General features: G+C 35.8%; 6 protein-coding genes. 4 read left to right on the top strand and 2 right to left on the bottom strand.

Translation table 11 applies throughout. The features are described from left to right. The first annotated feature begins 217 nt into the window (after nt 1-217). Nucleotides 218-2206 carry an NEL-type E3 ubiquitin ligase domain-containing protein gene (locus RHAB15C_RS04575; protein WP_194845313.1) on the top strand — a complete coding sequence of 663 codons (1989 nt, stop codon included), beginning with the start codon at nt 218-220 and terminating at the stop codon, nt 2204-2206. A gap of 232 nt (nt 2207-2438) precedes the next feature. On the opposite strand, the gene RHAB15C_RS04570 is transcribed toward RHAB15C_RS04575, so the two are convergent. Then, nucleotides 2439-5867, bottom strand: coding sequence for a hypothetical protein (locus RHAB15C_RS04570; protein ID WP_194845314.1), 3429 nt, complete (start codon nt 5865-5867; stop codon nt 2439-2441). A gap of 389 nt (nt 5868-6256) precedes the next feature. Between RHAB15C_RS04570 and glgB the strand changes: the two genes are divergently transcribed. From glgB to RHAB15C_RS04555, 3 genes are read left to right on the top strand one after another with little or no spacing between them, the layout of a single operon-like run. Beyond that, the gene (gene glgB, locus RHAB15C_RS04565) at nt 6257-8392 is read left to right on the top strand and encodes a 1,4-alpha-glucan branching protein GlgB (protein WP_246587530.1); all 2136 of its coding nucleotides are present in this window, start codon (nt 6257-6259) and stop codon (nt 8390-8392) included. Further along, nucleotides 8382-10391, top strand: a complete 2010-nt coding sequence (gene ligA, locus RHAB15C_RS04560) for an NAD-dependent DNA ligase LigA (protein WP_246587528.1) — start codon at nt 8382-8384, stop codon at nt 10389-10391. The genes glgB and ligA overlap by 11 nt, the downstream gene beginning before the upstream one ends. Before the next feature lie 8 nt (nt 10392-10399). Further along, entirely contained in the window at nt 10400-10957 is a 558-nt protein-coding gene (locus RHAB15C_RS04555) for a hypothetical protein (protein WP_194845315.1), read from the top strand. Here the strand turns inward: RHAB15C_RS04555 and miaB are convergent. Continuing rightward, nucleotides 10944-12278: a tRNA (N6-isopentenyl adenosine(37)-C2)-methylthiotransferase MiaB gene (miaB, locus tag RHAB15C_RS04550; RefSeq protein WP_194845316.1), complete on the bottom strand. Its 1335-nt coding sequence runs from the start codon at nt 12276-12278 to the stop codon at nt 10944-10946. The two genes, RHAB15C_RS04555 and miaB, sit on opposite strands and share 14 nt — an antisense overlap. Nucleotides 12279-12437 lie beyond the last annotated feature (159 nt).

Below are 12437 nucleotides of genomic sequence, written 5' to 3'. Positions count from 1 at the left end.
AGGAAAAATGCTTACAGAAGGAATTGCTAGTTTTTCCATTTAGTGCTTTTTTTCGTTTTTGAATTTTTATTCTTGTAAATCAAAAATTATATACGATAATAGGTACGCATTAAGCTTTGCTTATTTATAAGGTAAACTATTTTTTCTGCATTTAGCACTAAAACATCTTTAAAAAAGTGTACTAATCCTAGTTTTTTGTTAGGGGTAGGTAAATGGTATGTTAACTCGTTCAATTAATAAATTTTTACAACAATCATTTCTAATAATGTCTTTTAAATCTGTTCGGTCAATAGATTTGTTTTCATTAGTTGCTTTAGCTTTTCCTTGCTTTTCCATTAATTATAAGTATTCTGGTTTCTCTATAAGAAAAATCATAGATATTTGGGATAAAAATAAAGCAGCAACTGTAGTCAAAATAAGATGGATTACTTCAAAGTTAAATTTACATAATGCTTCATTTGAAGCAGTCTTAGATCAATGGGTAAAAGGAGCTTCAGGTTTAGAATTTCCAAGCCGGATTGAAGCTCGAAGAAGGATCTTGAACTTTTTTGTTTCTAGTCAAGAAAAAAAGTGCCTTTCGCTGTATAATTTAAGATTAACTTCTCTTCCTGATGTTTTTCGTTTTACACTTTTTTCAAATAATCTAGAACATTTTGGAGAGTTGCCAAGATTTTTTAACCAGTTGCAAGCGTTGACACACTTGAACCTTGCATCTAATCAACTTAGCTCTTTACCAGAGTGTATCGGTAGTCTGAAGTCTTTGGCAAATTTAGATCTCTCAGATAATCAGATTAGCTATTTACCAGAGTGTATCGGTAGCCTGAAATCTTTGGCAAATTTAGATCTCTCAGATAATCAGATTAGAGAGTTGCCAAAATCCTTTGGTCAGTTGCAAGCACTAGTATACCTGGATCTTGAATCCAATCAACTTAGCTCTTTACCAGAGTGTATCGGTGGCCTGAAATCTTTGGCAGGCTTAGATCTCTCAGATAATCAGATTAGAGAGTTGCCAAGATCTCTTAATCAGTTGCAAGCATTGACACATTTACACCTTGGATCCAATCAACTTAGCTCTTTACCAGAGTGTATCGGTGGTCTGGAATCTTTGATAGACTTAGATCTCTCAGATAATCAGATTAGAGAGTTGCCAAGATCTCTTAACCAGTTGCAAGCATTGACACATTTGCACCTTGGATCCAATCAACTTAGCTCTTTACCAGGATTTATTGGTGATTTGCAGACCTTAATTAGTTTGGATCTTAGTGACAATTTGGATTTATCTGAGTTACCTGATCAGATGTTAGGATTATCATCAGACTGCATAATAACCTTCACAATAGATGAACTTTCTCAAGAGACTTTAGAAGGGATATATGAGACTGTTTCTGATCCTGAGTATAGAGGTCCCTTTCTTAGAATCCTCTCACGGGAAAGGTCTATTAAAGAGTCTTTAATAGAGTTGTATCAAATCACTGGTAGATCTCCTATAGAGTTTTCTCTTCTTGAAGAGACAGAAGAGTTACGCTCTTGGTTGCATCGATTATTTACTACTGCTAATTTTCAAAAAGGAGGGGTCTTACAAAAAGAATTTGCTAATAAAATTATAAGTTGTTTAAATCAAGCAAATAAAAATAAAGAATTTTATGAGGTTTTTTTTACTCTTATTCAAGATGCAACAGGAACCTGTGGAGATAGAATAGCCTTATCTGTTTTACACTTAGACATTGCTCATAAAATTGCAAATATTGCACTTGAGAAAATGAAAGAACTTGCTGACTTTCTGATTAAAGGTCCATGGACTATTAAAATATTAGAAGAGATTGCTCGTGATAAAGTTTCTGCTTCATCTGCTTTGGATGAGATTGAAGTCTATCTTGGGTATCCGGTTCAACTTAGAGAAAAATTAGAAATCCCTATAGATATTACAGAAATGCTTTTTTTTTCTTGTAGTGGATTAAGCCCTGAAGATCTAAGTAATGCTGAAGAACATGTTTTAAAAAAGCGAGAAAATAAAGAAGAATGTTTTACATTTCTTGTTGATAATGATAAGTGGATAGAAGCTCTTAAAAATAGATATCCTACAGAATTTGAAGCTGCGCAAAAGAAGAGAACGGAATGTACGGGAGGAGAAAGTGAGCAGGATGTTATTGCTGGAGATAAATTTAAGGAAAAATTAGTAGAATTAACGAAGAAAGCCTTAGAGTAAATGCTGCAAATATTGGGCTAATAGGAAATCAAATTAAACTACTATACAAGACCTGTTGTATATCAACTCCCCAAGGAAATTTCTAGCTATCGTTTAAGAGTGCACAAAAAAGACGAGAGGCAAAAGCTACAAGTGACAAAAGAGGGAATTTTACAAATCCACTCTTTTGTTCATGTAAAGGCTTGGTTAAACTATTTTGAAAAAAGTTGGCTGCATCTATACGTAGCAATTTCTATAGCTTTGCTAAAGCGTTAGAAATCCCACAAAGAGCATCTTCATCAGTGTCCTCATTAGAAATCAACATAGTGACCTCAGCAGTTCTGTCAATATTGTTAGTTTGCACAGAGATTTTGGAAATACCATGGAGGACAATCCCTCTGATGTCTTCATTAGAGATCAACATAGCAGCATCGATAGCTTTGTCAATGTTTCCAACCTGAACTAAAGCATTAGAAATACCATAAAGAATAAGTCCTCTGATCTCTTCATTAGAGATCGACATAACAACATCGACAGCTCTGTCAATGTTGTTACTCTGTGCTAAAGCTTTAGAAATATCACAAAAAGCAAACCCTTTAATCTTCTCATCAGAGATCGACATAGCAGCATCAATAGCTCCTTCAATGTTGTTATTCTGAGTTAAAGTATCAGAAACACCCCAAAGAGCCTCGCTTCTAGTGTTCTCATTAGAGATCGAAATAGCAACATCGATAGCTCTGTCAAAGTTTCCAGCCTGTGCTAGAGCTTCGGAAATATCCCAAAGAGCCTCGTTTCTATTGTTCTCATTAGGAATCAACATAGCGACCTCGATTGCTCTCTCAATGTTGTTATTCTGAGTTAAAGTTTCAGAAATATTCCAAAGAACCTTGCTTCTAGTCTTCTCTCTAGGAATCAACATAACAACTTCGATAGCTTTGTCAAAGTTTCCAGCCTGTACTAGAGTTTCGGAAATATCCCAAAAAGCCTCGTTTCTAGTCTTCTCTCTAGGAATCGATATAACAACTTCGATAGCTTTGTCAATGTTTTCAACCTGTACTAAAGCTTTAGAAATAGCGTAAAGAACAAGTGTCCTGATACCCTGGTTAGGAATCAATGCAGCAACATCGATAGCTTTGTTAATGCGGTTAGCCTGTTTTAAAGGGCTAGAAATACCATAAAGAGCAAATATTTTGGCTTTCTCGTTAGGACTCAACATAGCAGCATCGATAGCTTTGTCAATGTTTCCAACCTGTGCTAAAGCTTTAGAAACACCATAAAGGGCATTCCATCTATTACTCTCGCTAGAGATCGACATAGCGACCTCGATAGCTTTGCTAGCATTATTAGCATGAGCTAAAGCTTTAGAAATACTATAAAGAACAAGTTCTTTGATATTCTCGTTAGAAATCGACATAGCAGCATTGATAGCCTTATCAATATTTCCGGCCTGTACTAATTTTTCGGAAATACTATAAAAAGTAATCCTTCTGATTTCCTTATCAGAAATCGACCTAGCGACCTCGATAGCGCCTTCAATGTTTTCAGCTTGTGCTAATGTTTCGGAGATACCTCGAAGAGCTCCCCAGCTAGTATTCTCATTAGAAATCGACCTAGCGACCTCGATAGCTCTGTCAATATTTCCAGTCTGAGCTAAAACTTCAGAGATATCCCGAAAAGCATCCCAGCTAATATCCTCATTAAAAATCAACCTAGCGACCTCGATAGCTCTGTCAATATTTCCAGCTCGAGCTAAAACTTCGGAGATATCCCGAAAAGCATCCCAGCTAATATTCTCATTAAAAATCAACCTAGCGACCTCGATAGCTCTGTCAATATTTCCAGCCTGAGCTAAAACTTCAGAGATATCCCGAAGAGCATCCCAGCTAATATCCTCATTAAAAATCGACCTAGCGATCTCGATAGAGCTTTCAATGTTTCCAGCCTGAACTAAAGCATTAGAAATATCCTGAAAAGCAAGCCCTCTGACGTCCTCATTAGAAATCAGCATAGCAACATTGGTAGCTCTGTCAATGCTGTCAGCCTGTGCTAAAGCGCTAGAAATATTATAAAGGGCTCTATTTTGTAGATTCTCATTAGAAATCAGCATAGCAACCTCGATAGCTCTGTCAATGCTGTCAGCCCGAGCTAAAACTTCGGAGATATCTTGAAGAGCAAGCCCTCTAGCGTCCTCATTAGAAATCGACATAGCGATCGCGATAGCTCTGTCAATATTTTCAGTTTGTACTAAAGTTTTGGAGATATCCCGAAGAGCAAGCTCTCTCATGTCCTGATTAGGAATCGACATGGCAACATCGATAGCTCTGTCAATGTTGTTAGTCTGAGTTAAAGTTTTAGAAACATTCCAAAGAGTCTTGTTTCTAGTGTTCTCATTAGAGATCGACATAGCAATTTCAATAGCTCTGTCAATGTTATTAGTGGATGCTAAAATGTTAGAAGCATCATAAAGAGCAGCCTCTTTGAATTGTTCATTAGAAATCGACATAGCAATTTCAATAGCTCTGTCAATGTTATTAGTGGATGCTAAAATGCTAGAAACATTATAAAGAGCAATCTCTTTGGTGTGCCCATTAGGAATCGACATAGCAATTTCAATAGCTCTGTCAATGCTACCAGTGTGTGCTAAAACGCGAGGAATGTTATAAAGAATAATCTCTTTGATGTGCTCATTAGGAATCGACATAGCAATTTCAATAGTTCTGTCAATGATGCCAGCTTGTGTTGAAGAGTTAGAAATACCACAAAGAGCAATCTCTTTGATGTGCTCATTAGGAATCGACATAGCAATTTCAATAGCTCTGTCAACGCTACCGGTTTGTGCTAAAGCGTTAGAAATACCATAAAGAGAAATACCTCCGATGTACTCATTAGAAATCGACATAGCAATTTCAATAGCTCTGTCAACGCTACCGGTTTGTGCTAAAGCGTTAGAAATACTATAAAGAGAAATACCTCTGATGTACTCGTTAGAAATCGACATAGCAATTTCAATAGCTCTGTTAATTTTATTAGTTTGTGCTAAAATAGTAGAAATACCACAAAGAGAACTCTCTTTGAGTGGTTCATTAGAAATCGACATAGCAATTTCAATAGCTCTGTCAATGCTACCAGTCTGTGCTAAAGTATTAGCAATGCTATAAAGAATATCCTCTCTGGTAGTTTTATTTGAGATAGAATTCGTTTTGTCTATGTGTTTTTCGATTGCAGATAACTCAAAAATATCTTTCATAAACTTAGGAGGTCGTATGTGAGCTCTTAGGTTGTTTATTGTTTGCACGTCCAACGTTTTTATTATGTTGATCAATTGGTTTTTCAGATCTAAAATATAGGTTTTCAGCAATAGTAAGTTTGCATGTTCCTGAGGGATTATGTTTTGAAAAATCTTTATAAGTAAATTTCTTTGAGCATGGAATTTTTTTACATTTAAATGTTGATTTAGAAGTTGGATGAAATTCTTTATGGAGAAGGGTTCACTAAAGCTAGCTGCTACTATTACATGTTTCTTCATTACGCTGTTCACAGATGCAATAGCTTGTAAATCACTCTGATTCAAGTAGGAAAAAATTTTCTCGAAAAGCTCTTGTGGCAAAGAAGACATTTCAGGAGCAGTTCTTGAAAGGGGTTGTTCAGGTTCTACATTAATAGCCTTTACTTTTAATGTCATAATAAAACCTCATTGCTAAAATTTTTTTGCCCTTATTCTTATATGATCTTATACTTAAAAACTCGCATTTTGGTAGTTCTAAAGATAACATTTTTTTACTAAAAGTTCTCTGTTTTTTCGTTAAAAATAGGCATTTGATTTAATAACCTTTAGCCTAATCTCTCACTCCACTAAAGTTAAATTTTTATTTAAAGCTCACTTTTCTTATCCTCTCAGTTATTAGAGTAGATTTTTTGAAATCGATTGCTCAAGTAGGATTCGTAAGTGGTTGTTATTAAAAGTAGATAGTTTGTAGAAATAATAATATGAAAATTTCCTCATATTATCGGCTTCTTATAATTAGAGTGAAGAAATACTATATTGTAAGATAGTAATTAGGAGAGATTTGTGTGTTTTTAGATTACTTTCAAGAAAAGATCCATTCTAGTCCCCATGATGTATTAGGTTTACATCTAAGCGATAATGGTAAAAGAGTGATTCGTCTTTGGCGTCCTGGAGCAGAGAATATTTATTTAGAGGTATTTGGTGCAATTGTTCAAGCTAGAAAAGTGGAGAATGAGGGGTTATTTGAATGTGAAGTCCCTGAAAAAACAGAGTTTAGAGACTATCGTATTTATCACCAAAATGGTTTGTTAGCAAATGATCCTTACGCCTTTGAACCTATTTTTGGCGAGTTAGATAAACATTTGTTTGCTCAAGGGGTACATTATCGTCTCTATGAAATTATGGGAGGGAAAGTAATCACGCATCAAGGAATTGCAGGAGTGAAATTTACAGTTTGGGCTCCCAATGCAAAATGGGTTTCTTTGGTAGGCGATTTTAATCATTGGGATGGTCGTATTAATCCCATGCGTAGTTATGGGGGCATTTGGGAGTTGTTTATTCCAGGGATTGGTAATTATCAAAAATACAAGTTTGAAATTCATACCGATAAAGAGGTATTCCTTAAAACAGATCCTTATGCAAACTATTGTGAGTTAAGACCTGCTAATGCTTCTATTGTATTTGATGTTGATCGATATGAATGGCACGATTTGGTTTGGCGAGAAAAACAACTAAAACGCAATAGAGATAGTTACCCTTTGAATATCTATGAGGTCCACCTTGGATCCTGGAAAAAAAAGGAAGGGAATTATCTCAATTATAGAGAGATTGCTTTTGAGTTAGCTCAATATTGCAATCAGATGAGATTTTCTCATGTAGAACTTCTCCCCATTACAGAATATCCTCTTGATGAATCATGGGGATATCAAGTAACGGGTTTTTTTGCCCCGACTAGTCGATTTGGAACTCCCGAAGATTTCCAATATTTTGTAGATTATCTACACCAGCAAAATATTGGAATCATTTTAGATTGGGTTCCAGCGCATTTTCCTCTAGATAGTCATTCTTTGCATCTCTTTGATGGAACGTGTTTATATGAACATAAAGATATACGTCAAGGATATCACCCTCAGTGGAGTACCTGTATTTTTAATTATGGTAGATTTGAAGTGTCGAATTTTCTGATCGCAAGCGCTCTTTTTTGGCTTGATAAAATGCATGTTGATGGCTTTCGAGTAGATGCAGTAGCTTCTATGCTTTATTTAGATTATGGAAGAGAAGCTGGTGAATGGCTTCCTAATGCGTATGGAGGTAGAGAAAATTTAGCTGCCATTGAGTTTATCAAACATCTTAACTCCATTGTGCATCAATTATTCCCTTTTGCATTGATGTGTGCTGAGGAATCTACCTCCTTTACCGGTGTAACCCATTCTTTAGAAAAAGGCGGTCTTGGTTTTGACCTTAAATGGAATATGGGTTGGATGAATGATAGTTTGCAGTATTTTTCTAAAGATCCTCTTTTTCGCAGTTATCATCAAAATATACTTACGTTTAGTTTACTATATGCTTTTTCTGAGAAATTTATTCTTCCTTTGTCTCATGATGAGGTTGTTCATGGCAAAGCTCATCTATTGTCTAAAATGCCAGGGGATGACTGGAAAAAATTTGCAAATGTACGTCTGTTCTATAGTTATCAAATCTGTCACCCAGGAAAAAAGTTGGTTTTTATGGGGATAGAGTTAGGTATGTGGAAAGAATGGAACTCTCAAGAAGAGCTCTCTTGGGGGCTTTTAGCGTATGAAAGACACCAAATGCTTCAGAGATTTTTTCAACAAATGAATGCTTTTTATCAGAAAAATTTCGCATTATGGCAGTGGGATTTTGATTCTAAAGGGTTTGAGTGGATAGATTTTTCAGACCAACAGAATTGTTGTATTAGCTATTTAAGAAAAGCTAAGCAGCAGCTTTTATTTTGTGTGCATAATTTTAGTGCTAATTATATACCTAATTATGTAATTCCTTTGCCAAATGTTGTGCAAATAACAGAAGTATTTAATACAGATAAAGAGGAGTACGGTGGTTCTGGTAAACTAAACTCTTCCATAGAAATCATGAATAATCCGCAAAAAAATCCAATCGGTGTACAATTTCAACTCTCTCCACTTGCAACAATGATTTTTGAGGTGCAATTTGTCTTCTAAACAAGTTTCTTTTACGCATAAACAATACATGCAATTTATAGAAGAGATCCATAAACACGATCAACTCTATTTTCTCGAAGCAAAACCTGTTATCTCAGATTATGAATATGATCAATTAGTAAAAAAAATAGAAGAAATGGAGAAAATCCATCCAGAGTGGGTCGATCCCTCCTCTCCTACCCAGCGTTTGACAGACCAGCCTTCTAAGGGGTTTACTCAAATAAAACATACAACCCCCATGCTTTCCTTAAGCAACACCTATTCACAAGAAGAAGTCGAAGATTTTATTAAACGCATGCAAAAATGGCTAGGTTCTCAAAGTTTGCAGTTTTGTACAGAGATGAAAATGGATGGGGTAGCGATAACTGCCTGTTATGAAAATGGTAAATTGTTACAAGCTCTCACTCGAGGAGACGGCAAAGTAGGTGATGATATTACAGCAAATATTAGAGCTATTCGCTCTATTCCTCTTTGTATAAAGACAAAAGAGAGAATAGAGGTTAGAGGAGAAGTGTTTATGTTGCATAAGGTTTTTCAAAAGCTCAATCAATCCAAGTTGGCTGTAGGAGATGAGTTATGGGCAAATTCAAGAAATGCAGCAGCAGGGTCTTTAAAGCTACTTGATGCAAATCAAGTAGCTAAACGTTCTCTAAGCGCTGTGTTTTATGCTTTTGCTAATGAAGCAGAGGCTCCTTGTACATCTCAATACGATTGTCATCACTATTTAAAATCTTTAGGTCTTCCTAGTTTTTCTGATGTATATATCAAGCGTTGCCATACAGCAAATGAGATTATGGATTTTGCAAAACAGATTGAGAAAAAAAGACATCATCTTGCGTTTGATATCGATGGGATTGTGGTGAAAATGGATCTATTAAAAGATCACGCAGAGCTCGGTGTTACAGGGAAAAGTCCTAGATGGGCAATTGCTTATAAATTTGCTCCTGAGCAGGCTGAAACAAGAATTAGAGATATTACTGTGCAAGTAGGTAGGACAGGAGTATTAACCCCAGTAGCTGAATTAGAGCCTGTATTATTAGCTGGTAGCACAATTGCTCGGGCTACACTGCATAATCGAGAAGAAATAGAAAGAAAAGACATTCGCATTAAAGATTATGTAATTATTGAGAAAGGAGGCGATGTAATTCCTAAAGTGCTGCAAGTTAACTTAAAAAGACGCATAAAATCCTCAACTCCTTGGAATATGCCGCACTTTTGCCCAAGTTGTGGTAGCAAAGTAGTACACTATGAAGGTAAAGTTGCCATGCGTTGTCCTAATACCAAAAACTGCCCTGAACAAGTTATGCGTAAAATTTTCTTTTTTGCAAGTAAAGATGCTATGAATATTGAACATTTAGGGGACAAGGTAACCAAACAACTCATCGAAAAAAAATTGATTCGAAGTGCAGCTGATCTCTATCAATTGACTAAGGAAGATTTAGCTCAACTAGAAGGATTTAAGGAAAAATCGATTCAAAACTTGCTAAATAGCATTGATAAATCTCGCCATATAAGTTTAGATCGGTTTATTTTAGCTTTGGGGATTAAATATGTAGGAGAAGGCTCTGCCGAATTGCTTGCACAAACAGCTAGGACAATCGATAGGCTTTTAGAAATGCGTGTGGATGAATTGCAGAAAATTCAAGGAATTGGAGAAAAAACGGCTATTGCTGTTATTGAATATTTTAAAGATCCAAATCATTTACAAGAGGTAAAGGCTTTACTCAAAGCTGGTGTAAAACCTCAATCGGTGCAAACAATTCAGGTTGAAAATCACTGTTTTGCTAATAAAATATTTGTGTTAACCGGTACTTTAAAAGAATATAGTAGAACAGATGCTACTCTTCTCATTAAAGAAAGAGGAGGTAGGGTAACAAACTCTGTTAGTCGCAATACCGATTATCTTTTAATAGGCGAAGATCCAGGATCTAAATTGGCCAAAGCACAAGAATACAAAGTCCATGTATTAAATGAACAGGCTTTTAAAAATCTGCTATAGGAGAGAAGATGTATAAAAAACTCATTAAAGGTGCTTTGATTGGAGGAGTAACTGTTTTTATTTGGAGTATGCTCTCTTGGATGATTTTCCCTTGGCATGCCCAGGCCTATTATCAGTTTACAGATGAAGCAGAAGTAGCAAAGGTTATCAAAGAAAATGCTTTAGAGAGCGGAGTGTATATTTTACCTAATACGAGTCATTATTCTAACAATACCCCTACTAAAGAGATTAGAAAAGCAGAAGAAATCTTAAAGACAGGCCCTTTTATATTTGCTTCTATAAAATTAGGAAAGATGCAAAAAATGGGGGTTGAAACCTTAATGATCTCTTTATGTTCCTATATTTTAGCAGCAGCAGTGATATCTTGGATGCTTTTACAAACACAGGGTTTGCGTTTTTTAGAAAAGGTACTTTTTGTGGCAATGATTGGGTTACTAGTAGCAATTCTAGGCATATTACCTGCTTGGAATTGGTGGCACTTTTCTACAATTTATACTCTGATAACTTGTTTAGATCTAGTTATCGGTTGGGCATTAGCAGGTTTGTTAATGGCTAAAAGCACTTAAATGAGGAGCTAAGTTCTCCAAGCAGCGTTTGATTGCTAAATCCGGTAATTTTTACGGTTTGCAAAGAACCTACTAAAGAAGCATTTCCTGTAAAAACCACACTTTTCCAACATCTGCTGCGCCCTTTGAGGCATTTATCTTTAGTGGGTTTTTCTACCAGCACTTCCATATAAGAACCTAGCAATTCTTGTCTTTGTTCTGCACAGATTTGCTCATGTAGCTGCAGAAGGCGTTGTAGGCGCTCTTGTTTTACTTCTTCTGGAATATCGTCTTTCCAACGAAATGCAGGGGTTCCTTTGCGGGCGCTGTAAGAAAAAATGAAAGCTACGCTGTAACGAATTTTCTTCAAGATATCATAGGTTTGCTGAAACTCTTGCTCCGTTTCTGTAGGGAAACCGACAATGATATCTGTGCCAAGCGAGACATTAGGGACAATTTTTTTTAATAAAGCTACTTTTTCTAAGTAGGTTTCCAAAGTGTAAATGCGATGCATTTTTTTCAAAATGCGATTAGATCCAGCTTGAATAGGGAAATGTACAAATTCACATACAGAAGGAAGATCTCGGATAGCTTGCATAAGCTCAACAGTGATATCTACAGGATGTGATGTCATAAAACGAATACGTTGCAAGCCTTGTATTTGATCTAAACGATAGAGCAAATCGTGGAATAAATAACCCCATTCTGCTTTATCCTTACCATAGCTGTTGACGTTTTGGCCAAGTAATGTAATTTCTTTATACCCTTTTTCCACAAGAAGCTTACATTCTTCAATAATTTGATCAGGATGACGAGAAACCTCTTGTCCTCGTGTATAAGGAACAACACAATAGGTGCAAAACTTATCACATCCTCGAATAATGGAGATAAAGGCTTTGATAGGGTCGTCTCTTTTTGCTGTTAAATAATCTAGGTTTTCTTCGAATTGATCCACAGTTCGGATAGTTTTCTTGCCTGTTAGCAAAACTTCATCTAGCACTTCGTTTAAATCGTTAATATTATTCGTACCTAATACGAAATCTACATGCGGAAGTTTGCGAAATAAAGAATCTTTTTTAGCCATTGCCATGCAACCCGTAATACCAATTACAGGTCTTTCTAAAAAATTTTTCCCCATCCGACCTATCTTGCCAAAGGCCTTACGTTCAGATAGATCACGAATAGAGCACGTGTTAGCGATAAAAAGATCTGCTCGATCCTCTTCTAGTACGCGTTTTAATCCTCTTTTTTCCAAAAGACCAACCATGATTTCTGTATCAAGTTCGTTCATTTGGCATCCATAGGTCTTTACAAAAAAAGTTTTTACTTGTTGTTTACGCATAAGGATCTTCTTTGAACTTAAAAATTAAGAGGAGTCTAGCTTAAAAAGATGCTTTTAGCAAGACTATACTCAAGCAAAAATCTTAAGTTCTTGGCAAAAAAAGAACAGATAAGTAAACTATCGTTTCTTTAATAAATAAACTTAAAACTCTTTTAAAGG

Source organism: Candidatus Rhabdochlamydia porcellionis (genome assembly GCF_015356815.2).
Lineage (GTDB): Bacteria > Chlamydiota > Chlamydiia > Chlamydiales > Rhabdochlamydiaceae > Rhabdochlamydia > Rhabdochlamydia porcellionis.
The sequence above is the reverse complement of the archived record's forward strand: the minus strand, read 5'-3'. Positions and strand labels throughout refer to the sequence as shown.